Origin of the sequence: Methylibium rhizosphaerae, assembly GCF_006386545.1 — a bacterium.
Taxonomy (GTDB): Bacteria; Pseudomonadota; Gammaproteobacteria; order Burkholderiales; family Burkholderiaceae_C; genus Pseudorivibacter; species Pseudorivibacter rhizosphaerae.
Genome location: NZ_SWAR01000002.1, coordinates 167,106 through 190,025 on the forward strand (window position 1 = coordinate 167,106; position 22,920 = coordinate 190,025).

The 22,920-nt window shown below is 68.7% G+C and carries 22 protein-coding genes; 2 read left to right on the forward strand and 20 right to left on the reverse strand.

Going from position 1 to position 22,920, the window contains the following annotated elements; translation table 11 throughout:
• The 10 genes from E8D38_RS02055 to E8D38_RS02095 all read right to left on the reverse strand — a co-directional run bounded on the left by E8D38_RS02055 (window position 1) and on the right by E8D38_RS02095 (window position 11,202).
• Window positions 1-1,497 (reverse strand): extracellular catalytic domain type 2 short-chain-length polyhydroxyalkanoate depolymerase, encoded by a 1,497-nt coding sequence (locus E8D38_RS02055; RefSeq protein ID WP_140626054.1) that lies wholly within the window; start codon window positions 1,495-1,497, stop codon window positions 1-3.
• A gap of 73 nt (window positions 1,498-1,570) precedes the next feature.
• Window positions 1,571-2,770, reverse strand: coding sequence for a substrate-binding domain-containing protein (locus tag E8D38_RS02060; RefSeq protein ID WP_140626055.1), 1,200 nt, complete (start codon window positions 2,768-2,770; stop codon window positions 1,571-1,573).
• Window positions 2,771-3,006: 236 nt separating this feature from the next.
• On the reverse strand, window positions 3,007-4,518 hold the full coding sequence (locus E8D38_RS02065) for a sigma-54 interaction domain-containing protein (protein ID WP_140626056.1): 1,512 nt from the start codon (window positions 4,516-4,518) through the stop codon (window positions 3,007-3,009).
• Between the two features lie 57 nt (window positions 4,519-4,575).
• On the reverse strand, window positions 4,576-6,552 hold the full coding sequence (locus E8D38_RS02070; protein ID WP_181178891.1) for a S9 family peptidase: 1,977 nt from the start codon (window positions 6,550-6,552) through the stop codon (window positions 4,576-4,578).
• A gap of 259 nt (window positions 6,553-6,811) precedes the next feature.
• On the reverse strand, window positions 6,812-6,967 hold the full coding sequence (locus tag E8D38_RS28165; protein ID WP_181178892.1) for a hypothetical protein: 156 nt from the start codon (window positions 6,965-6,967) through the stop codon (window positions 6,812-6,814).
• 30 nt (window positions 6,968-6,997) lie between these two features.
• Window positions 6,998-8,692 carry an MFS transporter gene (locus tag E8D38_RS02075; RefSeq protein WP_219851616.1) on the reverse strand — a complete coding sequence of 565 codons (1,695 nt, stop codon included), beginning with the start codon at window positions 8,690-8,692 and terminating at the stop codon, window positions 6,998-7,000.
• Between the two features lie 222 nt (window positions 8,693-8,914).
• Window positions 8,915-9,562, reverse strand: a complete 648-nt coding sequence (locus tag E8D38_RS02080) for a 2-hydroxychromene-2-carboxylate isomerase (protein WP_140626058.1) — start codon at window positions 9,560-9,562, stop codon at window positions 8,915-8,917.
• A complete protein-coding gene (locus tag E8D38_RS02085; RefSeq protein ID WP_140626059.1) occupies window positions 9,559-9,765 on the reverse strand; it encodes a DUF1289 domain-containing protein in 207 nt (68 codons plus the stop codon). Before E8D38_RS02085 ends, E8D38_RS02080 begins: the two co-directional genes overlap by 4 nt.
• Complete coding sequence (locus tag E8D38_RS02090) at window positions 9,762-10,250, reverse strand: YbaK/EbsC family protein (RefSeq protein ID WP_140626060.1); 489 nt, start codon at window positions 10,248-10,250, stop codon at window positions 9,762-9,764. Before E8D38_RS02090 ends, E8D38_RS02085 begins: the two co-directional genes overlap by 4 nt.
• Window positions 10,251-10,281: 31 nt before the next feature.
• Window positions 10,282-11,202: a hydroxymethylglutaryl-CoA lyase gene (locus E8D38_RS02095; protein WP_140626061.1), complete on the reverse strand. Its 921-nt coding sequence runs from the start codon at window positions 11,200-11,202 to the stop codon at window positions 10,282-10,284.
• Between the two features lie 178 nt (window positions 11,203-11,380).
• Here E8D38_RS02095 and E8D38_RS02100 point away from each other — a divergent pair, with 178 nt between their 5' ends.
• Entirely contained in the window at window positions 11,381-11,737 is a 357-nt protein-coding gene (locus tag E8D38_RS02100) for a hypothetical protein (protein ID WP_140626062.1), read from the forward strand.
• 19 nt (window positions 11,738-11,756) lie between these two features.
• Here E8D38_RS02100 and E8D38_RS02105 read toward each other — a convergent pair whose 3' ends face one another.
• From E8D38_RS02105 to E8D38_RS02120, 4 genes are read right to left on the reverse strand one after another with little or no spacing between them, the layout of a single operon-like run.
• Window positions 11,757-13,754, reverse strand: coding sequence for an acetyl-CoA carboxylase biotin carboxylase subunit (locus E8D38_RS02105; RefSeq protein ID WP_140626063.1), 1,998 nt, complete (start codon window positions 13,752-13,754; stop codon window positions 11,757-11,759).
• 14 nt (window positions 13,755-13,768) lie between these two features.
• The gene (locus E8D38_RS02110) at window positions 13,769-14,380 is read right to left on the reverse strand and encodes a DUF4126 domain-containing protein (RefSeq protein ID WP_140626184.1); all 612 of its coding nucleotides are present in this window, start codon (window positions 14,378-14,380) and stop codon (window positions 13,769-13,771) included.
• A 5-nt stretch (window positions 14,381-14,385) separates the two neighbouring features.
• Window positions 14,386-15,174 (reverse strand): enoyl-CoA hydratase/isomerase family protein, encoded by a 789-nt coding sequence (locus tag E8D38_RS02115; RefSeq protein WP_140626064.1) that lies wholly within the window; start codon window positions 15,172-15,174, stop codon window positions 14,386-14,388.
• A gap of 11 nt (window positions 15,175-15,185) precedes the next feature.
• Complete coding sequence (locus E8D38_RS02120) at window positions 15,186-16,808, reverse strand: carboxyl transferase domain-containing protein (RefSeq protein ID WP_140626065.1); 1,623 nt, start codon at window positions 16,806-16,808, stop codon at window positions 15,186-15,188.
• A gap of 160 nt (window positions 16,809-16,968) precedes the next feature.
• Between E8D38_RS02120 and E8D38_RS02125 the strand changes: the two genes are divergently transcribed.
• Window positions 16,969-17,991, forward strand: a complete 1,023-nt coding sequence (locus E8D38_RS02125) for an AraC family transcriptional regulator (protein WP_140626066.1) — start codon at window positions 16,969-16,971, stop codon at window positions 17,989-17,991.
• Between the two features lie 8 nt (window positions 17,992-17,999).
• Here the strand turns inward: E8D38_RS02125 and E8D38_RS02130 are convergent, their stop codons facing one another.
• The 6 genes from E8D38_RS02130 to E8D38_RS02150 all read right to left on the reverse strand — a co-directional run bounded on the left by E8D38_RS02130 (window position 18,000) and on the right by E8D38_RS02150 (window position 22,895).
• A complete protein-coding gene (locus tag E8D38_RS02130) occupies window positions 18,000-18,686 on the reverse strand; it encodes a hypothetical protein (RefSeq protein ID WP_140626067.1) in 687 nt (228 codons plus the stop codon).
• Between the two features lie 88 nt (window positions 18,687-18,774).
• Window positions 18,775-18,930, reverse strand: a complete 156-nt coding sequence (locus E8D38_RS28170; protein WP_181178893.1) for a hypothetical protein — start codon at window positions 18,928-18,930, stop codon at window positions 18,775-18,777.
• A 101-nt stretch (window positions 18,931-19,031) separates the two neighbouring features.
• Complete coding sequence (locus E8D38_RS02135; protein WP_140626068.1) at window positions 19,032-19,601, reverse strand: DinB family protein; 570 nt, start codon at window positions 19,599-19,601, stop codon at window positions 19,032-19,034.
• 22 nt (window positions 19,602-19,623) lie between these two features.
• Complete coding sequence (locus E8D38_RS02140) at window positions 19,624-20,229, reverse strand: 2-hydroxychromene-2-carboxylate isomerase (protein WP_140626069.1); 606 nt, start codon at window positions 20,227-20,229, stop codon at window positions 19,624-19,626.
• Window positions 20,230-20,277: 48 nt separating this feature from the next.
• A complete protein-coding gene (locus tag E8D38_RS02145) occupies window positions 20,278-22,278 on the reverse strand; it encodes a TRAP transporter large permease (RefSeq protein WP_140626070.1) in 2,001 nt (666 codons plus the stop codon).
• The gene (locus E8D38_RS02150; RefSeq protein WP_140626071.1) at window positions 22,275-22,895 is read right to left on the reverse strand and encodes a TRAP transporter small permease subunit; all 621 of its coding nucleotides are present in this window, start codon (window positions 22,893-22,895) and stop codon (window positions 22,275-22,277) included. Before E8D38_RS02150 ends, E8D38_RS02145 begins: the two co-directional genes overlap by 4 nt.
• Window positions 22,896-22,920 lie beyond the last annotated feature (25 nt).

Below are 22,920 nucleotides of genomic sequence, written 5' to 3' on the forward strand. Positions count from 1 at the left end.
TCAGTTGCAGTTGCCGATGACGTAGTGGTTGGGGCCCGTCTGCTTCAGCGTGGTGGTCGTGAAGGTGTTCCACAGCCCCATGTTCTGGTTCGATCCGTTGGCATAGGCGTAGCCGCCCGACTGGTAGGCCCGGCCGGCCGTGGTGTGCGCATAGTTGCTGGCCGTGTAGCAGATGGCAGCGCTGCCGGTGGTGGTGCCGGTGGCCGGCGCGGACTGCGCGCCTTCGACCCCGCTACCGTTCACGGCACTCACCGTCCAGCTGTAGGTGGTGCCGGCGGCGAGGCCGGTGTCGGTGTGGCTGGTGCCGCCGACCAGCGAGCCGTTGACCTTGCTGCCGCCGCGATAGACGTTGTAGCCGGCTGCGCCGCTCACGGAATTCCAGCTGACGACCATGCTGTTGTTCGTCGCGCCCGAAGTGGCCACGCCGGTGGGCGCCTGCAGCGCATCGCCCCCACCGCCGCCGGAGCCGGACGCGAGGCGATCGACCATGGCCTTGATGGCCGCCACCTGCGTGCCGGCCTTCTGCGCGAAGTTGTTGCCGTACCAGCCGACCCAGTCCCAGCAGCCGTTGGGGTTGGACAGCGAGCCGCTGGCCGTGGTGGGACGCGAGGTGTTGTCCACCCTCGCCTGCGGAAACAGCACGACGATGTTGTTGGTGTCGGCCCAGCGGGTATAGCCGGTGTTCCTGACGAACTGGTCGCCGATGGTGGCGTGGTTCTGCTTGCAGCCGTGCAGGGCCACGTGCAGCTTGCACAGCGTGCCGCTCGCGCAGCTCGAAGGCACGTAGACCCAGCCGGTGGGCGACATACCCGGGTTGCCGTTGATGAACGACGCCTGGTCGAACTCGATGTAGTTGCTCGCCGCCGGCGCGTTGTTGCGCGCGTTCAGCGTGCCGTAGATCCTGCTGAGCACGGCCTTGGCGCCGTCGTAGCCGCAGTTGGCGATGTAGGGAGACACGCTGCTGCCGCAGCTGTTGTTCCCACTCGCATCGAAGTCGGTCGGGAACACGTGCGCCGTGCCCTGGCGTGTGACGTACTCCAGGTTGGCCGCCGCCACGCCGTTGCCGGTGTACTGCGTGTGCAGCGCGTTCATCGGGTTGGGGCCGACGGTGTAGTCGGACGTGCCGACGAACATGTAGACCTTCTGGTTGGCGATGTTGGCCTTGTTGTCGACGGCCGTGCCGCTCCAGTTGTTGATGTCGGCCTGCATCGTGTTCAGCATGGCGCTGCTGATGCTGGCGTTGTACATGCACGCGGTGTAGTTGCTGTGCCCCGCGCACATGTAGGGTCCGGCCGCGAACACACCCACCCCCATGAAGGTGGACGAGTGCGCGATGCCCAGCTGGTTGGCCATGAAGCCGCCGGACGACAGGCCCGAGACGCTGATCCGGGACTTGTCGATGTTGAGCTGGGGCAGCGGCGAAGCGGCCCCGGCCGCCAGTTGCACGCACAGCAGTGCGGCGGCCGCCACGGACCAGGACATGGTTCCACGGAACATGGTTACCTCCTCATCGAGGTTCATGCGGGAACCCCCTCGCGGAGGGGGCTGCGAAGCGAAACGACCGCCGCGCTCAGCGCTGGTTGCGGATCGGCACGCTCATCTCTTCGGCCTTGATTTCGCGCACCAGCTCGGGCACGCCCCAGGGGAAGGCCGGGTCCACCTTGATCTTGAAGTGGTACATCGACTGCATGGCCTGGTGGTCTTCCTTGCGGAAGGTCATGCGTCCCTTCGGCGTGTCGAAGCTCATGCCTTCCATGGTGCTGATGAGCTTGTTGGTGCCGGTGTCGCCGTTGGTCTTCTTGAGTGCCTCGACGATGGCCATGGCGGCCGACATGCCGCCGGCGGTGAAGAAGTCCGGCGGCGACTGGAAGCGCTTGTAGTGCTCGGTGACCAGCCAGTTGTTGGCAGCGTTCTTCGGAATGGCGAAGTAGTAGTAGGTCGCGCCTTCCATGCCCGGGAACTGCTTGAAGTTCGACATCACCGGCAGGATGTTGCCGCCGGTGGCGATCTCGATGCCGTGGCGCTTGAGGTCCAGGTCGGCGATCTTGAACGGGTTGCCGGCACCGGCCCAGACGATCCAGATGACCTTGCGGCCCTGCTTGTCCTTCAGCGCATCGATGAGGCGCTGCGCCCCTGCGGTGAAGTCGGTGGTGTTGGTGGGCAGGTACTCCTCGTGCACGACCTTGGCCTTCCTGATCGACTCCTTGAAGGCCTTCACGCCGTCGCGGCCGAAGGCGTAGTCCTGGGCCAGCGTGGCGATGCTCACGTTGGGCTGGTCGAGGGCCACCGCGTTCGAGATGGCGTCCTGGGAGCTGTTGCGGCCGGTGCGGAAGATGTACTTGTTCCACTTGTCGCCGGTGATGGCGTCGGCGACCGCGGGCTCCACCAGCAGGATCTTCTTGTTCTCCTCGGCCACCGGCAGCAGCGCCAGCGCCACGCCCGAGGAGCTGGGGCCGACCGCGATGTCGGCCTTGTCGTCGGTGTAGGCAGCCTGCAGCAGCGACTTGCCCACGTCGGGCTTGCCCTGGTCGTCCTTTTCGATGACCAGCAGCTTCCTGCCGCCCACCATCATCGTGCCGCCGGTCGCGTATTCGAAGCCCAGCATCAGGCCGGTCTGCGTCTGCTTGCCGTAAGCCTCCAGCGGGCCGGTCTTGCTGTACACGTGGGCGATGCGGACTTCCTTGGCCTGGGCCCGGGCGGCCGGGGCTGCGAGCAATGCGGCGGACGTCGCGGCCGCAATCAATGCGGCCGCGCTGAACAAGCGCTTCATGCGTATGTCTCCTTGTTGGCCCCCGCACATGGCCGGCGGGGTGGTCCGGCTGCATTGCAAGGCGCATGCCCCGGCGCACCACGTCAGTGCAAACCCTGATTCAACGCACCGATCAGCGCTCCGACGCGGGGCCATGGCGCGTGCACCGCATCACGAGCCGCCTCGGACTGCCCGCACTCCAGACATTTGATGCCTTCGATTCAGACGACACATGACTGAATTCAAGACAGCTGGCGTCAGGCACCCAGGTCCGGCCAACGGGCCAGGCGGTCGTAGAGCGCAGCCCGGGAGATCTTCAGCAGCCGCGCTGCGGCGACACGGTTGCCTGCGGTGGCCGCCAGGGCGGCGCGGATGTTGGCGCGCTCGAGCTCCGCCACCTGGTCGGCCAGCGGCCGTACAGGCGCCGCACCGGCCGACTCGCGCGAGGGTGGAGGCGGCCTGGCTTCGTCACGTGCGTCGGCGTGGGGCCACGCCTGCGCCAGCTCGGGAAGAACGCCCGCGAAGTGCCGGGGCGCGAGCCGCAGGTCGTCGCTCATCATGCTGACCTGCTCGAGCACGTTGCGCAGCTCCCGGATGTTGCCGCGCCACGGGTGCAGCCGCAGCGCATCGAAGGCTTCGGCCGACAGCTCCCGGTGCACCAGCCCGCTGCGCCGCGAGATGTCGTCCAGCAGCGCCTCGGCCAGCGCCTCCAGGTCGGCCAACCGGTCGCGCAGTGCGGGCAGGCGGATAGGCACGACGTTGAGCCGGTAGTAGAGGTCTTCGCGGAAGCGCTCCTCGGCCACCAGGCGCGGCAGGTCGCGGCTGGTGGCGGCGATGACCCGCACGTCCACCTTGATGACCTGGTTGGAGCCCAGCGGCTCGACCTCCTGCTCCTGCAGCGCCCGCAGCAGCTTGGCCTGCAGCGCCGGCGGCATGTCGCCGATCTCGTCGAGGAACAGCGTGCCGCCGTCGGCCAGCTTGAACTTGCCGTCGCGGCCCTTGCGGTCGGCGCCGGTGTAGGCGCCGGGGGCCACGCCGAAGAACTCGGCCTCCAGCAGCGTCTCGGGCACGGCGGCGATGTTCACCGTGACGAACGGCCGCGCAGCGCGCGGCGACGCGGCATGGATGGCATGCGCCAGCAGCTCTTTGCCGGTGCCCGTCTCGCCCAGCAGCAGCACCGTGCTGTCGGTCTGCGCCACGCGGCGCGCCTGGCGCTTCACCTCGAGTGCGGCCGGACTCGCGCCGATGAAGCTCGCGATCGTGTACTTGGGCCGGCGCTGCTCGGCCAGCTGCTTGCGGGTTTCGTCGAGCTCGCGAGACAGCCGCGAGAACTTCTTCATCAGTGGCTGCATCGTGCTTTCGGGGTGGGCCATCAGCACCATGCCCAGCGCACCGATGACGTCGCCATGGTCGTCGCGCAGCGGGATGCGGCTCACGAGGAAGGTGCCGGCCTTGTTGGTGAGCAGGTCCACCAGGATGGGCTTGCCGGTGGCGATGACCTCGCGCATCAGCGTGTTGGGCACCACCTCCTCGACCGAGTGGCCGACGAAGTCGCTTTCGCGCTCGAAGCCCAGCGCCGGCAGGAACTGCTTGTAGCCGTCGCTGATCCACACCACCTTGCCGTCGCGGTCGACCAGCATCATGCCTTCGGCCGTGTCGGCGAAGAGCTGGAACATCGAGCGGGCAGCGAGCTGCAGGACGCTGTCGGCGTCCTGGGGTAGCTCGGGGTTGGTTCCGTGGGCTGAAGGCGTGCCGGGCTGCAGAGGCATCGCGCGATGATGCCAGCTGCCGAGCGATCGGCCGCGGCTCGCCCCGTTGTCGCTGCCTCAAGGCCGCAGCGTCTTCTCCAACAACCGTTCGGCGCGGCGCAGGAAGTCGGCTTCGTTGTCAGGATCAACGAAGCCGTGCGCCTCTTGATAGCTGACATCCTCGAGTGCAACACCCTCGCGTTTCGCGGCGCGAACAAATTTCGCGGCGTGATCATGGGGGACCCATTGGTCCAGCAAGCCATGGCCCAGCAGTACGGGCACCTTGATTTCACCGACCCGCTTCAACGGCGATGCGGCAGCCAGCCTCTGCGCATCCCCTTCGCGATCACCGATGAGCACAGGCATCGAATACCGGCGAGTCGCTTGCGTGTGCTTGCTCCACGAAATGCTGTACATCAAGTCAATGTCGGTGATGCCGGCGTAGCTGATGGCGCACTGATACGTGCCCGGATGCGCGATAGGCCCCATCAGAGAGGCGTAGCCTCCGTAGCCGGCCCCCATGATGCAGACCTTCGATGCGTCGGCCAGCTTCTGGCCTGCTGCCCACTGAACGACATCGGCGAGATCATCCTGCATGGCTCGCCCCCATTCCTTGAAGCCGGCTTTGAGATGCCCTTCGCCATAGCCGTCGCTGCCGCGGAATTCGGGCTCCAGCACGCGATAGCCTCGCGAAGCGAGGAACTGCGCCCAGGATTTCCAGTTCAGGCTGGAGCCGCGCTGCCAGGGGCCGCCATGCACAAGCACCACTGTGGGCAACGGTTCGTCGGCCTGCCGTCCTGCGGGGTGCGTCACATACACCGGCAGGGGGAGACCGTCTCGCGCCGAGACGCGATGCATGGTCCTGCGCCCTTGGGTGTTCTCGTCGATCCAGGGGTGCGAAGCACCTATGCGGCTCAAGGAACGCTTGGTCCGGTCATACAGGAAGTACTCACCGGGCTGACGATCCGAACTTGATCGAACCACGATGAATCGAGACCTTGCGCATTCGCCGCAATAGAGCCTGTTGTTGCGACCCGCCGGCAAGGCGGCGTCCACTCCGCGCTGAATGCCCTGCAGGTCAGGATCGAACCAGTAGCTCATCGGACGGTCGACACGAAAGTGGACGCCCAGCAGCCGCTTGGTGCGACTGTCAAGCTCCCCGACGGGTAGCAAGTCGAAGCCCTTGACGGACAACACCGGCTCCGGGTCCAGTTTGCGCGCAGCCTCGTCGAACCTGTAGATCGCTTCAGTGCCGGCGGGCCCTTTCGCCAAAACCAGCGCCCGTCCGTCGCCATCAACAAGCCATGGGTTGAAACCCGCCGGGTCGAAGGCGTCAAAGGCGGCAACTTCCACCCACTTGCTCTGCGCCCCCGGCTCGCGCCAGTAGACATACTGCTTGCCGGCTCGATAAGCCTGCACCATTCGCGGCTCAAGGCGGGCGTCGAGCACCCAGGTGTGCGTTCCCTCCGGCATGCCATGGCTGAGCATGCGCAACATCCCCGTGGAGGTGTTGAGCCTGCCCAGCGAAATCTGCTTGGGGTCGCCGGCGCTGTCGTTCATGACCTGGTAGACAAAGATGTCGTTGCTGCCGTCGCCCGCGATCGAATGCACAGCCCAGCCATAGGGCAAGACCCTCGAGGCGATCTGCGATCCGCCATCGCTGATGGACCAGCGCCACGCAATGAGGTTGCGCTCGTCGGTGCCGTCGTGGTCAACGGCAAAGGTTCCGGCGCGCCCTGACCGCACTTCGACGCTGTCCTCGATCGCTTCGAATATCAGACGATCGTCGGTCACCCAGGTCGCTGAAGTCACTCGTGCATCGGCAAACCCGGCCACGATGCGCGGCTCGCTGATCGGATCCAGATCCATGACGGCGAGCTTGTGCAGACCTTTTGCACCGGGCGCCAGGAAGGCCATGCGCTTGCCTGACGGAGAGAGCGTGACGTCGTCAATGCTGGCCCTTTGGGTGAAGTGCCCAATCGGCAACAGCTCCTCGCGCGCCCAAGCTCCCGTGGTTGCCATCAAAAGGAGCAGCCATGCGAGCCGCACCTTCACGCTACAGATCCAAGTCGCCCCCATTTGCATCCCCTCTTCATGCTGCCGCCACCAGCGAGGTCATCGCGAAACTCTTCAAGCTTCCCTCTTCGTCTTCGCCATTGAGTCACGACGCCGTCCGGCGGCGCGGCGGCAGCATACCGAAGGTCGCTTCCGCCCGCCCCCCCCAATGGGAGGTATCTCGCCGCGCAAGGCAAAAAGGGGCGGCGGTGTTTCCACCGCCGCCCCTGCTTCAGCCTGGACGTATGTGACTGTCGGGCTACTTCGAAGCCGCCGACGCCGCCGCGTCAGGCGCGTGCCCCGAGGCTTCGATGCCGTGCTTCTCACCGCCCATGTCGATGTCGCCGCCGCTCTTCATCAGCACGAACATCGCAAGTGCAGCGAAGGCAACGAATGCGACAAGAATCTTCCACATGGTCGGTGTTCCTTTCTCTTGGTTCTCAGATCAGTCGTGCTTGTAGATGTCCACGTCCTTCGTCTCGCGCACGAACAGCAGGCCGATCACGAAGGTGGCCGCGGCGATGACGATGGGATACCAGAGGCCGTGGTACATGTTGCCGTTGCTGGCCACCATCGCGAAGGCGATCGTGGGCATCAGGCCGCCGAACCAGCCGTTGCCGATGTGGTACGGCAGGCTCATCGAGGTGTAGCGGATGCGGGTCGGGAACAGTTCCACCAGCGCCGCGGCGATCGGGCCGTAGACCATGGTCACGTAGATCACCAGGATGGTGAGGATGGCCACCACCAGCGGCTTGTTGATCTTCGCCGGGTCGGCCTTGGCCGGATAGCCGGAAGCCTTCATCGTGGCAGCGACTTCCTTCTTGAAGGCGGCGATCGCGTCGGCGCTTTCCTTCTCGAACTTGTGGCCGCCGGCGGCGCGGGTGGCGTTGAGGGCCACGAGCTCCTTGTCGCCGATCTTCACGCTGGCCACGGTGCCGGGCGCCGCCGCCACCGAGCTGTAGCTGGCCGAGGCCTGCGCCAGCGTGCGCTTGACGATGTCGCACGAGGTGTGGAAGTCCACGTCACGACCCACCGGGTTGCCCTGGAAGGAGCACTGCGCCGGGTCGGCCGTCACCACGATGGGCACGCTGGCCTGGGCCTTGGCGAGGTCGGGGTTGGCGGCTTCGGTGAGCGCCTTGAACAGCGGGAAGTAGGTCAGCGCGGCCAGCAGCAGGCCGGCCAGGATGATGGGCTTGCGGCCGATCTTGTCCGACAGCGTGCCGAACACCACGAAGAACGGCGTGGCGATCAGCAGCGACAGCGCGACCAGGATGTTCGCGGTGGCCGGGTCGACCTTCAGCACGTTCTGCAGGAAGAACAGCGCATAGAACTGGCCCGAGTACCAGACCACGGCCTGGCCGGCCACGAGGCCCAGCAGCGCCAGGATCACGATCTTCAGGTTCTTCCACTGGCCGAACGACTCGGTCAGGGGCGCCTTGGAGGTCTTGCCCTCGGACTTCATCTTCTGGAAGGCCGGGGATTCGTTCATCGACAGGCGGATCCACACCGAGACAGCCAGCAGCAGGATCGACACGATGAACGGGACACGCCAGCCCCAGTCGGCGAAGGCTTCTTCGCCGAGCGCCGTGCGGGTGCCCAGGATCACCATCAGCGACAGGAACAGGCCCAGCGTCGCCGTGGTCTGGATCCAGGAGGTGTAGGCGCCGCGCTTGCCGTGCGGTGCGTGCTCGGCCACGTAGGTGGCGGCACCGCCGTACTCACCGCCGAGCGCCAGGCCCTGCAGGATGCGCAGGCCGATCAGGATGACCGGAGCGGCCACGCCGATGGAGGCATAGGCGGGCAGCACGCCGACGATGAAGGTCGACAGGCCCATGATCAGGATGGTGACCAGGAAGGTGTACTTGCGGCCGATCATGTCGCCCAGGCGGCCGAACACCAGCGCGCCGAACGGGCGCACGATGAAGCCGGCAGCGAAGGCAAGCAGCGCGAAGATGAATGCGGCGCTCGGATCGAGCGCGCTGAAGAACTGCTTGGCGATGATCGCCGCGAGCGAGCCGTACAGGTAGAAGTCGTACCACTCGAAAACGGTGCCCAGGCTGGAGGCGAAGATGACCTTCTTCTCCTCTGCGGTCATCGGTGCGGCCTTGCCGCCGGCCGATGCCAGGGTGGTTGTGGACATGAGCTTGTCTCCTCGATTTGCTGGCAGCCGCCTGAAGGTAGGGGCGCACGAGACACATACTCGGCGAGGGCTCTGACCTTCGTCTGACGTGAAACCAACGTTTGCTGACATCCAGCCAACAGAGGCTGACAAACTCAGTGCGAACCCTAGGCCGGCGTTTCTCGATGCGAGATGGGAGCGGCCTGGCGGTGACACCCCGGGTAAGTCCCGAGCACCGTGCCGTCAGCGTTTGACCGCCCGCTGCAGGCCCGGCACCGGGGCGCCGGCTTCCTGCCAGTGACGTTCGAACCAGGCATCGCCTCCCAGGCAGGCCGCCAGCATGTCGAGCGAGTCCTGGCCCCAGAACAGCCTGCCGTCGGAAAGCTCGAAGGTAGGCACACCGAACACGCCGCGGGCGATGGCGGCCTCGGTGTTGGCGCGCAGCTGCTGCTTCACTTCCGCACCCTGCGCATCGCGCACCGGCTGCAGCGCCTGCGCAAGCGACGCCAGGCGCTGGGCGTCGCCCGGGTCGGCCCCGCCGCGCCACACATGGCGCAGCACGGTCTCGCAGGCCAGGCGGCTCGGCTGCCCGTCGGCCGCAGCGGCCAGCAGCAGGCGCAGCAGCGGCAGGGGGTTGAAGGGGTGGACCGCCGGCATCTGCAGCGGCACGCCGTGGTGATGCGCGAGCCAGGCGATCTGGCGGAAGGTCCACTCGCGCTTGGGCGGCACTTCGGCCGGCCCGAGCTGGCCCCAGTGCTGCAGCAGCCCGGCAAACAGCACCGGCCGGTACTCGACCAGGTACGAGTGGCCCGCCAGCGCCTGCGGCAGCCGCTCGAACGCCAGGTAGGCGTACGGCGAGATGGGGTCGAAGTGGAAGGTGATGGGCGTCATGTGCGGGGCTTCGGCGGGTCCTCCGGCAGGGCGGCGCGAGCGCGCCGCTCATCGAGCCGCGCCCACACCGCCCGCTTGCCGTCGTCGCTCAGGGTGGACCAGGCCGCGATCTCGTCGAGCGTGCGCAGGCAGCCCTCGCACCAGCCGGTGAGCGGGCTCATGCGGCACACGTTGATGCAGGGCGACGGCACCGGCGGCGTCATTCGGCGACCACGTCGGCCGTGGGCGCGCCCGTCAGCCGCTCCAGGTCGGCCGGGGCCGCCTTGAACACGCCGTTGGGATGGCCGGCGGCCGCCCACACTTCCTCGAAGCGGTAGAGCTCGCGGTCGATCAGCGTCACCGGCGGCGTGGCATGGGCCACCGGCGACACGCCGCCGATGGTGAAGCCGGTGCGCGTCTTCACGAACTCGGGGTCGGCGCGGCCCAGCGCGCCGCCCACCAGTGCGGCGACCTTCTTCTCGTCCACCCGCTTGTCGCCCGAGGTCACCACCAGCACGGCGACGTCGTCGCTCTTGCGGCGGAAGATCACGCTCTTGGCGATCTGCCCGACCGCCACGCCCAGCGCGTCGGCCGCTTCCTGGCAGGTGCGCGCCGACACCTCCAGGTACACCGGTTCATGCGGATGCCCCAGTTCGGCCAGCGCGCGCGACACGCGCACGAAACCCTCGGGGCGGTTGGTCTCCTGCATCGTCTTGCCCTTCCTCGTTCTCGTCTCTTGTTCAGACAGCAGCGGCCGGCCGCTTGGCCAGCACCGCATTGGCCACCCGCGACACGGGCTTGCGGCCCAGCACGTCGGAGATGAACCGGCCGGCATCGACCAGCTTGTCGAGGTCGATGCCGGTCTCGATGCCCAGCCCCTGCATCAGGAACACCACGTCCTCGGTGGCCACGTTGCCGGTGGCGCCCTTGGCATAGGGGCAGCCGCCCAGGCCGGCCACGCTGGCGTCGAAGGTGGCGACGCCCATCTCGAGGCAGGCGTAGACGTTACCCACCGCCTGGCCGTAGGTGTCGTGGAAATGACCGCTCACTTCAGGCAGCGGGTAGTGGCGCAGCGCGCGCTCCATCGCGGCCTGCACCCGCCGCGGCGTGCCCACGCCGATGGTGTCGGCCACGCCCACGTGCTGCACGCCGATCTCCTTCATCAGGCGGGCGACCAGCTCCACGCGGTCGGGGTGGACGTCGCCTTCGTACGGGCAGCCCACCGAGCACGAGATGGCGCCGCGCACCTTGATGCCGGCGGCGCGCGCCGCCTCGACCACCGGCGCGAACCGCTCGATCGACTCGGCGATCGAGCAGTTGATGTTGCGCTGGCTGAAGGCCTCGCTGGCCGCGCCGAACACGACGATCTCGTCCGGCCTCGCGGCAGCCGCGGCCTCGAAGCCCTTCATGTTGGGCGTGAGCACCGAGTAGCGCACGCCGGGCTTGCGCTCGATGCCGGCCATCACCGCCGCGTTGTCGGCCATCTGCGGCACCCATTTCGGGCTCACGAAGCTGGTGGCCTCGATCTCGCGCAGGCCGGCCGCCTGCAGGCGGTGCACCAGCTCGATCTTGTGCACCGTGTCGACCGGCTGCTTCTCGTTTTGCAGGCCATCGCGCGGACCGACGTCGACGATGGTCACCCGGCTGGGTAGCGAAGACATGGATCACCTCTTGGAACTGTCATGTGCCGTGGCCGCTCCGGCGTTGTGCGCACTCTAGCAACCACCACCGAAGGGGCGTGCACCCCCCTCCGAATCCCCCCTCGCCTCCCCCTCGAATGGGGATGGCTGCGGGACGGGGACGCGCCGAAGATTCTCGTCGTTGAGAGAGGACCCCGCCGTGGACCACGCCGCAAACCGCCTTCGCATCGCCACCAAGATCCACTTTGCCGTGAGGCGCTACCTCGGCGAAGGGCTCGACGTGGGCGCCATGCTCAAGGACGCGTCGTACGCCACCGAGGTCCTGTACGTGTGCCGCGGCTCCCGCGACCCTGAACTCTGCGCGCTGGCCGACCAGTTCGAGGCCGCGCCGGCCTTCGAGCGCCCCGCCCCGCAGGACGCCGTCTGGGCGCAGAACACCACCGGCTTCGGCGTGACCCGCCCTGCCGGGCTGGAGCCGATGCGGCCGGTGGCCGCCGCCAGGGTCCATGGCGCGGCCGCCCGCTGGTACCAGGAAGCGCGCCGCTGGTTCGGCTGACACTTCGGCCCGGCCCGCTTCAGGCCGGGGCTGCCGCCTCGAAGTCCAGCAACGCATCGCCTTCGGCCACCTGGTCGCCCACGCCGTAGCGCAGCTCCTTCACCACGCCGTCGGCCGGCGCGGCCAGCGTGTGCTCCATCTTCATCGCCTCCATCACCGCCAGGGGCTGGCCGCGCTTGACGGCTTCGCCGGCCTTCACCAGCAGCGCGATCACCTTGCCCGGCATCGGCGCGGTGACCCGCCCGCCTTCGCTGCCCTCGCCGGCGTGGGCCAGCACGTCGACCTCGGTGACCGTGGCCGAGCCCTGCGGCGCGAACACCGACACGCTTTCGCCCTGCGCATACACGTCGAGCAGCCAGCGGCTGGCGCCGAGCGTCACGTCGTGGCGGCCGTTGCCGCGTGCGCGGGCCTCGAAGGCCTGGCGTTCGCCCCCGCCCACGCCAAGGAACATGCTGCCGTCATGGTGATGCTCCAGCACCACCGCGTGATGCGCGCCCTCGCACTCGATGTCGAACCGGCGGGTGGCGCCGCCGTGGATACGCCAGCCGTCGGTGCGCGACCACGGGTCAGCGGTTTCGCGGTGTCGCTCGGCAGCCAGCGTGTGCGCCACCGCACCCGCTGCGGCACAGGCCAGCGCCAGCGGCGGCTGGCCGAACAGCGCCGCCCGCTCGCGCTCGATCAGCGCGGTGTCGAGATCGGCCTGCGCGAATGAGCGGCTCGCCGCTGCCCGCCGCAGGAAGGCCACGTTGGTGTGCAGCCCGACGATGTGGGTCTGCGCCAGCGCCTGGTCGAGCCGCTGCAAGGCCTGCTCGCGGCTTTCGCCCCAGACGATGAGCTTGGCGATCATCGAGTCGTAGTAGGGCGAGATCGCATCGCCCTCGCGCACGCCGGCATCCACCCGCACAGGCGCCACTTCGAACGAAGCCGCACCGTCCGGCGTGCGATACACCGCGAGCGTCCCGGTGGCCGGCAGGAAGTTGGCCTCCGGGTTCTCGGCGCAGATGCGGGCCTCGATGGCATGGCCGCGGATCTGCAGCGCCTCCTGCTTCACGGGCAGCGGCTCGCCGGCCGCCACCCGCAGCTGCCACTCCACCAGGTCCTGCCCGGTGATCGCCTCGGTGACCGGGTGCTCCACCTGCAGGCGGGTGTTCATCTCCATGAAATAGAAGCGCCCGTCCTGCTCCGCGATGAACTCCACCGTGCCCGCCCCGACGTAGCCGACGGCACGCGCGGCCGCGACGGCGGCTTCGCCCATCTCGCGGCGGCGCTCGGGCGTCATGCCGGGCGCCGGCGCCTCCTCGAGCACCTTCTGGTGGCGGCGCTGCACGGAGCAGTCGCGCTCGAACAGGTAGACACCGTTGCCGTGGGTGTCGAAGAACACCTGGATCTCGATGTGCCTCGGGCGCTGCACATAGCGCTCCACCAGCACCGCGTCGTCGCCGAAGCTATTGATCGCCTCGCGCTTGCATGACGCCAGCGCGGCGGCGAAGTCCTCGGCCTTCTCGACCGCGCGCATGCCCTTGCCGCCGCCGCCGGCACTGGCCTTGATGAGCACCGGGTAGCCGATGCGGTCGGCCTCGCGCTGCAGCAGCGCCGGGTCCTGGTCGGCGCCGTGATAGCCCGGCACCAGCGGCACGCGCGCCTCCTGCATCAGCCGCTTCGACTCGGCCTTCAGGCCCATCGCGCGGATGGCCGAAGGCGGCGGGCCGATGAAGGCGATGCCGGCCTGCGCGCAGGCTTCGGCGAAGTCCTCGTTTTCGCTCAGGAAGCCGTAGCCGGGATGCACCGCCTCGGCGCCGGCGGCCCGGGCCGCCTCCAGGATGCGCTCGGCGCGCAGGTAGCTGTCGCGCGGTGCGGGGCCGCCGATCAGCACCGCCTCGTCGCAGGCCTGCACATGCTTGGCATGCGCATCGGCTTCGGAGTACACGGCCACGGTGCGGATGCCCAGGCGGCGCGCGGTCGCAGCGACGCGGCAGGCAATCTCTCCGCGATTGGCAATGAGGATCTTCTTGAACATCTGTTGTCTCCGCCTCAGGCCGAGGCCGTACCGAACAGCAGGCGCAGCCTGCCCGCCACCAGCTTCAGGAACTTCGCCAGCACCCAGATCAACGCGACCATCGCGACGACCGCGACCACGAGGAACACCAGGAAGGCCGCCGGGTGGGCGAATGCCAGCCACATCGCGCCGGGCACCGCGAGGTCACCGAGCAGCGACATGCCGATGTTCGAGAACGGCTCCGGCGAGGTGTTGATGGCAGCCCGTGTGGTGGCCTTGGCCACATGGCTGGTGGCAGCGAGCCCGCCGCCCAGCAGCCCGGCGATGGCGGCCCAGGTGGCGTTGTCTGCGCCGAACACCGCCGCGGCCAGCGCGGCACCGGCTGGGATGCGGATCACCGTGTGCACCAAGTCCCACAACGAGTCGAGGCCCGGGATCTTGTCGGCAAAGAACTCGACGAACAGCATCGCGCCGCTGGCCGCAAGGAACAGCGGATGCTGCAGCACCTGCAGCCCGTCGGGCAGCTGCACCCAGCCGGCGTAGCCCGCGAGACCGGTGATCAGCAGCACCGCATACAGGCGCAGTCCGCTGGCCCAGCCGAGCGCGGCGGCCAGGGCGACGAGGCTGGTGGTGTCCAGCGCCTGCATGCCGCTCACGCCGACGGCAGCAGCCACGCGGGGCTGCGCTTCTCGAGGAAGGACCGCACGCCTTCGCGGCCTTCGTCGCTGGCGCGGATGTCGGCGATGCGCCTGGCCGTGTCGGCCCGCAGCGCGTCGTCGATGGGGCGGGACGCGAGGTCCTGCACCAGCCGCTTGCAGGCCTTCACCGCCTGCGGGCCGTTGGCCACCAGCGCGGCCACGATCTCGTCGACCCGGGCATCGAGCTGATCGGCACCGACCACCTCGTGCACGAAGCCGAAGGCTGCCGCACGCGTGGCGCTGAACCGCTCGGCCGTGACGAACCAGCGTCGCGCCGCCTGCTCGCCCATCGCCTTGATGACGTACGGGCCGATGGTGGCCGGCAGCAGGCCGAGCTTCGCCTCGCTCAGGCAGAAGTGCACGCCTTCGGCGGCCACCAGCACGTCGCACACCGACGCCAGCCCCACCCCGCCGGCATAGCAGTCGCCATGGATGCGCCCGACCACCGGCAGCGGGCAGCTGTAGATCGCCCAGAGCATGTCGGCCAGGGCCTGCGCGTCGTCGCGGTTCTGCTGCCAGCTGTAGCCGGCCATCGCCTTCATCCACGACAGGTCGGCCCCGGCGCAGAAGGCCTTGCCGTGCCCCCCGAGCACGATGGCGCGCAGCGACGCGTCCTGCCCGAGCTCGCGGAAGGCCGCGGTCAGTTCGGCGATGACGCCGTCGTTGAAGGCGTTGCGCACGTCCGGGCGGTTGAGGAAGACGCGCGCGACGGCGCCCTTGCGCTGGATGTCGAGTGTGACCATGCCGGCCCCCTTCACATGCGGAAGACGCCGAACTTCGTGTCGGGCACCGGCGCATTCAGGCTTGCAGAAAGCCCCAGCGCCAGCACACGCCGCGTGTCGGCCGGGTCGATGACGCCGTCGTCCCACAGCCGGGCGCTTGCGTAGTACGGATGGCCCTGTTCCTCGTACTGCCGGCGGATCGGCGCCTTGAAGGCTTCTTCCTCGTCGGCGCTCCAGGCGCCGCCCCTGGCCTCGACGCCGTCGCGCTTGACGGTGGCCAGCACGCTGGCAGCCTGCTCGCCGCCCATCACCGAGATGCGTGCGTTCGGCCACATCCAGAGGAAGCGCGGGCTGTAGGCGCGGCCGCACATGCCGTAGTTGCCGGCGCCGAAGCTGCCGCCGATGATCACCGTGAACTTGGGCACCTGGGCGCAGGCCACCGCAGTCACCATCTTGGCACCGGCGCGCGCGATGCCTTCGTTCTCGTACTTGCGGCCGACCATGAAGCCGGTGATGTTCTGCAAAAAGACGAGCGGCACCTTGCGCTGGCAGCACAGCTCGATGAAGTGGGCGCCCTTGTTGGCGCTTTCGGCGAACAGGATGCCGTTGTTGGCCACGATGCCCACCGGCATGCCCTCGATGTGCGCGAAGCCGCACACGAGCGTGGTGCCGTAGCGGGCCTTGAACTCGTCGAACTCCGAGGCGTCGACGATGCGCGCGATCACCTCGCGCACGTCGAAGGGCTTGCGGGTGTCGGTCGGGATGACGCCGTGCAGTTCCTCGACCGCGTACTTCGGCGCCCGCGGCTCGATGCACTGCAGCGCAGCCTCCTTGCGCCAGTTCAGCGTGGCCACCACGTTGCGCGCCAGCGCCAGCGCATGGGTGTCGTCGTGGGCCAGGTGGTCGGCCACGCCCGACAGGCGCGTGTGCACGTCGCCGCCGCCCAGGTCTTCGGCGCTCACCACCTCGCCGGTGGCGGCCTTCACCAGCGGCGGGCCGCCGAGGAAGATGGTGCCCTGGTCCTTCACGATGATGGTCTCGTCGCTCATCGCCGGCACATAAGCGCCGCCCGCGGTGCAGGAGCCCATCACCACCGCGATCTGCGGAATGCCCTGCGCACTGAGGTTGGCCTGGTTGTAGAAGATGCGGCCGAAGTGGTCGCGGTCGGGGAAGACCTCGTCCTGGTTCGGCAGGTTGGCGCCGCCCGAGTCCACCAGGTAGATGCACGGCAGCCGGTTCTGCATCGCGATCTCCTGCGCGCGCAGATGCTTCTTCACCGTGAGCGGGTAGTAGGTGCCGCCCTTGACCGTGGCGTCGTTGCACACGATCACGCATTCGACGCCGTTGATGCGGCCGATGCCGGCCACCACGCCCGCGCCGGGCGCCGAGTCGGAACCGTCCTTTTCCTTGTAGACACCCAGCGCGGCCAGCGGCGCGATCTCGAGGAAGGGGGTGCCGGGGTCGAGCAGCATCTCGACCCGGTCGCGCGGCAGCAGCTTGCCGCGGGCGAGGTGCTTGGCACGTGGGGCATCGCCGCCGCCCAGCGCGATCTGCGCCAGCCTGGCGTTGAGGTCATCGACCAGGCCCTGCATCGCAGCGGCATTGGCCTTGAAGTCCTCGGAACGCGGGTTGAGCTTGGAAACCAGGGCGGGCATCGGGTTCGCCTCCTCGGCCATCGGGCGGTGGCCGGTGAATTTACCGGGGTGGCAGCGGTCCGTCACGCACCGCCGCGTCGCCGCAAGGGTAGGTGTCGCCCTGGCGCATTTGGCGCCACAGTGGTTGCAAATCGTGCCATCGCCGGCGAGACTGCCGCGCATGCCCACCCGGACCACCGCAGCCCCGCGCAAGGCCGCCACGCCCATGGCTTTTGTCAGAGCCATCGTGCTGGCCTACGAGAAGTTCGGCCGCGACCCGGCGGCGGCGCTCGCCGAGGCACAAATCACGCCAGCGGCCCTGCGACAGCCGGACGCACGCATCACCCCCGAACAGATGGAGGCGATCTCCGGCGCGGCCATGCTGGAGCTCGACGACGAGGCGCTGGGCTGGTTCTCGCGGCGGCTGCCCTGGGGCAGCTACGGCATGCTGTGCCGCGCCTCCATCACCTCGCCCAACCTCGGCGTGGCGTTGTCGCGCTGGTGCCGCCATCACGCGCTGCTGACCGACGACGTGCTGCTGAGCCTCACGGTGCATGGCGAAACCGCCACGCTGGCCATCGAGGAGCGCCGCCGCCTGGGCGCCTTGCGGGAGTTCTGCCTCGTCACGCTGCTGCGCAACGTGCACGGCTTCTCGAGCTGGTTCATCGACTCTCGCATCGCGCTGCGCGAGGTCGGTTTCCCGTTCGCAGCGCCACCGCACCAGAACGTGTACCCGCTGATGTTCCCCGGGCCGGTGTACTTCAATGCGCCATGCGCCGGCTTCTCGTTCGATGCGCAATACCTGGCGCTGCCGCTCAAGCGCGACGAGCGGGCGCTGCGCACGATGCTGCAGCGCGCGCTGCCCCTGATCGTGCTGCCCTACCGGCGCGACCGGCTGCTGGCGCAGCGGGTGCGCGAGCTGCTGCGCACCCGGGCGGCGGCGATGGGCAATGCCGACGCGCTGGCGCGGGCGCTGCACGTTTCAACGCGCACGCTGCACCGCCAGCTGCACGAAGAAGGCGTGTCGCTGCAGCAGCTGAAGGACGAGGTGCGGCGCGACCAGGCCATGGACCAGCTGCGGCGCAGCGCGCGGCCGGTCAAGCAGGTGGCGCAGGCTGTGGGCTTCGCCAACGAGAAGAGCTTCGCCCGCGCATTCAGGCAGTGGACGGGGCTGTCGCCGAGCGAGTTCAGGCGCCGGGGCTAGCGCCGGCCTCAGTCGCTGGTGGTGACCTTGACGATCTTGCCGCTGCGCGGCTCGAACTCGCAGCGGTACTTGAAGGGCGCCGCGTTCATGCCCGGCGCACGCTGCAAGGCACCCTGCCCTTCGAGGCCGATGCGCTCGTTGGGCGCCGGCTGCAGCCGGCGGGTGTCCGAGCCGAAGGCGATGCGGCCCACCCGCGGGTACTTGTCCTTCAGTGCCGCGGCGGTGGCCGCTTCGCAGGCCTCGGGCGACACATTGGTGAGATCGGGCTGCCAGGGCTGGTCCGACGTCACATCACCCGGGCGCGGGCCGGTTTCGCGGAACATCGCGCCGGTGGTGGCGCCGGTCTTGGCGTTGTAGGTGCAGGTATAGGAGAACGGCACCGTGCCGCCGGCCGATGCACGGTAGCGCCCGGCGCCCTTGACAGCCATCTCGTCGCCTTCGCCGGGCTGCAGCGTCCGCTTGCCGCCCGCGAACTCGATCTCGCGGGCCTCGCGGCCGCGGATGGTGCGCACAGTGTCGGCCACCGCGTCCTCGCAGCGCTCGGCGGCCTTGACGGGGTCCACCGGCTTGGCGGCCGCTTCGGGGGCCGCCGCAGCTTCGACACCGGAAGCTGCGGTGGCGGCCCCGGCGCCTTGCGCCGAAGCCAGCACGCACAGCAGCAGGCCCAGGCCGGTGGCGCGAAGTCGGGTGGTCATGGTGTGTGTGTCCTCGGGGTGGATGCGCGCCGACGTTGTAGCTGTTTTTCGATCCGGCATGCAGGCACCCCGCGGCGTCTCGACTCGCTCAGCAGTTGCCTTTCTTGGCCTGGCCGGGCGGGCAATGCTTGGCGGCAGGCGCGGGCGCGCCGGGGCTGCCGACCACCACCGCGCCATCCGGCGTGTAGACGGCGCAGCCGGTAAACGAAGCAACAACAAGTAGTGCAGCCAGGAGGGATTTCATCGGGGTCTTTCAAAAGAGTGGGGGACGAAAAATTCTAGTCAGTGCCGCAGCGCGCGCCGCCGTGCGGGGGGTCGGGCCGTGCAAACGTCACGAAATGCCGGTCACGCGTGCGGCTGGAACAACGTCGATTCGCCCCAGCCCAGCTGGGCCAGGTCGATCGTGCGGAAGCGGGCGTCGCTGGGCAGCAGGAATTCGTCGAGCTGCGGCGGCTTGATGGAGGTGCCCGCCAGCATGGCATGCACCTGTCCCCGGTGATGGTGCTGGTGCATGAACAGGTGCGTGAGGATGTGCCCCACCTGCTCTCTCGGCTTCCACTCGCCGCGGTCGATCACGACCTCGGCTGCCAGGCGCGGCTCGGCCAGGGCATCGCACCAGGCGATCAGCTCCTCGTCGAAGGCACGCTGGCGCGCTGCCAGTTCGGCCAGCATGGCGGCCGGCCGGAAGCGCTCGGCCTGCGCCAGCATGTCGGCTTCTTCGCGCAGCGCTGCGAGGTAGTAGCGATCCACCAGGAGGACGTGGTTGAGCGTCTCGGCCAGGCTGGGGAAGAAGCTCACCCGCGGCGCGTGGAAGTCGGCCTCCGACAGCGGCGCCATCGCCTCATGCAGCCGGTGGTTGATGAGCCGGTTGGCACGCGCCTGCGTGCGCAGCTGGGCGATCAGCGTGAGGGTCATGGCGTCATGCCGTGCGCGGCGCTCAGAACGGGCCACTCGAGAGCCACCGCTCGAGCTGCGGCTTGCGGTCGTTGCCCCAGAAGAGCTCGCCGTCCACCACGAAGCTGGGCGCGCCGAAGATGCCGGCCGCGATGGCCCGGTCGTTCTCTTCCTTGAGGCGGACCTTCCATTGCGGGTCGTTCCAGGCGGCCTCGGCCGCATCGGCATCGAGCCCGCTGTCGGCGGCCAGCTGGCGCAGCTGGGCCGGGTTGCTGAGCACCACGCCGCGGGCGAAGTAGGCCCGCAGGCCGGCGCGTGCCCAGGCCACCGCCCGCAGCGGGTCCTGCGCCTGCAACCACCAGAACACGCGCGCGGCGTTCTGGGTGGGGATGGGAAATTCATCCGGCTGGCGAAACGGCACGCCCTCGAAACGTGCCGAGCGCGCGAAGTCGTGCAACGCGTAATCGCGCTTGATAGGGTAGGCCACCGGCGGCTTCAGCTCGGCCGCGGCGAAGGTGGCGCCCAGCAGGATGGCATGCCACTCCACCGTGCGGCCGTGGCGTGCGGCCAGCGCCTCGATCCACTCCGATGCGACATAGGAGTAGGGCGACGAGAAGTCGAAATAGAACGCGATGGGGGCTCGGCCCATGGGTTGTCTCCTGCAAGCCGGGCAGTATGCGCCTGCCGGGTCACCCCGCTACTTGTAGAGCAGCTGCGGCAGCCACAGGCCGATCTCGGGGAACAGATACAGCAGCACGATGGCCACCACCTGGATGCCCATGAACGGCAGCATGCCGCCGAAGATCTGGTTCAGCGTCACGTGCGGCGGGCTCACGCCCTTGAGGTAGAAGGCCGCCATCGCGACCGGCGGGCTCAGGAAGGCAGTCTGCAGGTTCAGCGCGACGAGCAGGCCGAAGAACAGCGGGTCCACGCCGAAGTTGTCGAGCAGCGGAATGAAGATGGGCATGAAGATCACGATGATCTCGGTCCATTCCAGCGGCCAGCCGAGCACGAAGATGATGAACTGGCTGAGCACCAGGAATTCGACCTTGCTGAGGTTCATGCCCAGCACCCAGCGCTCCACCAGCTCCTGCCCGCCCAGCAGCGCGAAGGCCGCCGAGAAGATGGCCGAGCCCACGAACAGCCAGCACACCATGGCCGAAGTCTTGGCGGTGAGGAAGACCGACTCCTTGACCATGCCGAAGTTGAGCTGCCGGTAGGCGGCGGCGAGCAGGACGCCGCCGAAGGCGCCCACCGCCGCGGCCTCGGTGGGTGTGGCGAGCCCGAACACGATGGAGCCCAGCACCGCCAGGATCAGGATGACGAGCGGGAAGAAGCTCGCCAGCAGCATCTTGAAGATCTCGAAGCGGGTGAAGCTCAGCAGCCCGTAGAACACGGCCATGGCCAGTGCACCGATGCCCAGGCCGACCCAGTAGCCGGTGGGGGCTGCGCTGGGGACGGCAGCTTCCTGCGACGCCGCCGCCTCTGCCGGCGCCGCGGCTTCGGCGGGTGCGGCCGCTGCGGCCTGGGCCTCGGACGCCTGCGCGCCCGGCGGCTCGTTCAGGGCCTGCGGCTCGGCGGGCGGCTCGGCCAGCCCGGTGTCGGCTTCGCCTTCGGAAGGCGGCTCGGACAAGCCTTCGCCGTCAGGCTCCTGCAGCCCGCCCGGCTCGGCTGGCGCGCCGGGCGCGGCCGCCTCCTCGCCCCCCATCTGCTGCAGCCCGGGCACCGATTCCACCGGCGTCACCCGGGTGGCCAGGTGATGGCCCCACAGGGCCGCCAGCACGAACACCGCCAGCGGCAGCAGCGCGATGCCCAGTTGCCGCAGCAGGTAGCCGGCCGGCACGCCATGGTTGCGCTGGCCCCTGAGCGCCGCCAGCAGGGCCGGCAGGGCGCGCCGCTCGCCGGTGGCGCCGGCCTGCGCGAGCGGCGCCGGCAGCGGCACCGCCCGCTCGGCGGCCGACAGCGGCGGCGCGAGGCCGGGCTTGATCTTCGCGAGGACGACGACGTAGACGATGTACAGCCCCGCGAGCATGAGGCCGGGGAAGAACGCGCCGGCATACAGCTGCACCACCGAGACGCCGGCGGTCGCGCCATAGACGATGAGCAGCACCGACGGCGGAATGAGGATGCCCAGGCAGCCGCCCGCGGTGATGGCACCGGCCGACATCGGGATGCTGTAGCCGGCACGCAACATGGCCGGCAGGGCCAGCAGCCCCATCAGCGTGACCACCGCGCCGACGATGCCGGTGGCGGTGGCGAACACGGCGCAGGTGACCAGCGTGGCCACCGCCAGCGAACCGGGCACGCGGGCCAGCGACAGGTGCAGGCTCTTGAACAGCTTCTCGATCAGGTTGGCCCGCTCGACGAGGTAGCCCATGAAGACGAACAGCGGCACCGAGATCAGCACGTCGTTGGCCATCACCTTGTAGGCCGCCTGCACCATGAGGTCGAGGGTGCGATGCCAGTCCCGGTCGTAGGCGAGCCAGGTGAACAGCATGCCCATGCCCATGAGGGTGAAGGCGGTGGGGAAGCCCAGCATGATGGCCACCACCACCAGCGACAGCATCAGCAGGCCGATGTGGCCGTTGGTGATGACCGGCGCGCTCGCCAGCATGTACACCGCGCCGGCCACGATGAGGGCCATGAGGCCGAAGCCGAACCACAGCTCCTTGCGCAGCGTGAAGGGCGGCCGGGTCATGATCTGCCCTCCTGACGGGCGGCATGGCTGTCGAGCGCGGCGATGTCCTCGTCCTTCACGTGGACCATCTCCTTGAGCTTGTCGACGTCCACTTCCTCGACGTCCTGCTCGCGCGAGGGCCAGGCGCCCTCTCGCAGGCAGATCACGCAGCGCGCGATCTCCACCAGCCCCTGCAGCAGCAGCACCGCGCCTGCCAGCGGGATGACGAACTTGAACGGATACAGCGGCAGCGGGTCCGCATTGAAGGTCTGCTCCCGGATGGCCAGCGACTCCTGCGCGAAGGTCCAGCCGGCCCAGGTGAGCGCCACGATGCCCGGCAGGAAGAACAGGACGTACAGCGTGAGGTCGATGGCCGCCTGCGTGCGCGGGCGGAAGAAGCCGTACAGCACGTCGCCGCGTACATGGCCGTTCTTGGCCAGCGTGTAGGCGCCGGCGGTCATGAACATGGCACCGTAGAGCATGATCTGCGCGTCGAGCACCCAGCCGTGAGGCCGGTTGAGCGCATAGCGCGAGAACACCTCCCAGGTGATCAGCAGCGTGAGGCCGACCACGGTCCACGCAAAGGCCTTGCCCACCCAGGTGGAGAGGCGGTCCACGGCCAGCAGCAGCTTCTGCATGCACGCTCCTCGGGAACGACAAGGG

Excerpts from the sequence above, each read along its gene's own strand:
- E8D38_RS02055 (WP_140626054.1), bottom strand. The coding sequence starts at position 1,497 with ATGTTCCGTGGAACCATGTCCTGGTCCGTGGCGGCCGCCGCACTGCTG.
- E8D38_RS02060 (WP_140626055.1), bottom strand. The coding sequence starts at position 2,770 with ATGAAGCGCTTGTTCAGCGCGGCCGCATTGATTGCGGCCGCGACGTCC.
- E8D38_RS02065 (WP_140626056.1), bottom strand. The coding sequence starts at position 4,518 with ATGCCTCTGCAGCCCGGCACGCCTTCAGCCCACGGAACCAACCCCGAG.
- E8D38_RS28165 (WP_181178892.1), bottom strand. The coding sequence starts at position 6,967 with ATGTGGAAGATTCTTGTCGCATTCGTTGCCTTCGCTGCACTTGCGATG.
- E8D38_RS02075 (WP_219851616.1), bottom strand. The coding sequence starts at position 8,692 with ATGTCCACAACCACCCTGGCATCGGCCGGCGGCAAGGCCGCACCGATG.
- E8D38_RS02080 (WP_140626058.1), bottom strand. The coding sequence starts at position 9,562 with ATGACGCCCATCACCTTCCACTTCGACCCCATCTCGCCGTACGCCTAC.
- E8D38_RS02085 (WP_140626059.1), bottom strand. The coding sequence starts at position 9,765 with ATGACGCCGCCGGTGCCGTCGCCCTGCATCAACGTGTGCCGCATGAGC.
- E8D38_RS02090 (WP_140626060.1), bottom strand. The coding sequence starts at position 10,250 with ATGCAGGAGACCAACCGCCCCGAGGGTTTCGTGCGCGTGTCGCGCGCG.
- E8D38_RS02095 (WP_140626061.1), bottom strand. The coding sequence starts at position 11,202 with ATGTCTTCGCTACCCAGCCGGGTGACCATCGTCGACGTCGGTCCGCGC.
- E8D38_RS02105 (WP_140626063.1), bottom strand. The coding sequence starts at position 13,754 with ATGTTCAAGAAGATCCTCATTGCCAATCGCGGAGAGATTGCCTGCCGC.
- E8D38_RS02110 (WP_140626184.1), bottom strand. The coding sequence starts at position 14,380 with ATGCAGGCGCTGGACACCACCAGCCTCGTCGCCCTGGCCGCCGCGCTC.
- E8D38_RS02115 (WP_140626064.1), bottom strand. The coding sequence starts at position 15,174 with ATGGTCACACTCGACATCCAGCGCAAGGGCGCCGTCGCGCGCGTCTTC.
- E8D38_RS02120 (WP_140626065.1), bottom strand. The coding sequence starts at position 16,808 with ATGCCCGCCCTGGTTTCCAAGCTCAACCCGCGTTCCGAGGACTTCAAG.
- E8D38_RS02125 (WP_140626066.1), top strand. The coding sequence starts at position 16,969 with ATGCCCACCCGGACCACCGCAGCCCCGCGCAAGGCCGCCACGCCCATG.
- E8D38_RS02130 (WP_140626067.1), bottom strand. The coding sequence starts at position 18,686 with ATGACCACCCGACTTCGCGCCACCGGCCTGGGCCTGCTGCTGTGCGTG.
- E8D38_RS28170 (WP_181178893.1), bottom strand. The coding sequence starts at position 18,930 with ATGAAATCCCTCCTGGCTGCACTACTTGTTGTTGCTTCGTTTACCGGC.
- E8D38_RS02135 (WP_140626068.1), bottom strand. The coding sequence starts at position 19,601 with ATGACCCTCACGCTGATCGCCCAGCTGCGCACGCAGGCGCGTGCCAAC.
- E8D38_RS02140 (WP_140626069.1), bottom strand. The coding sequence starts at position 20,229 with ATGGGCCGAGCCCCCATCGCGTTCTATTTCGACTTCTCGTCGCCCTAC.
- E8D38_RS02145 (WP_140626070.1), bottom strand. The coding sequence starts at position 22,278 with ATGACCCGGCCGCCCTTCACGCTGCGCAAGGAGCTGTGGTTCGGCTTC.
- E8D38_RS02150 (WP_140626071.1), bottom strand. The coding sequence starts at position 22,895 with ATGCAGAAGCTGCTGCTGGCCGTGGACCGCCTCTCCACCTGGGTGGGC.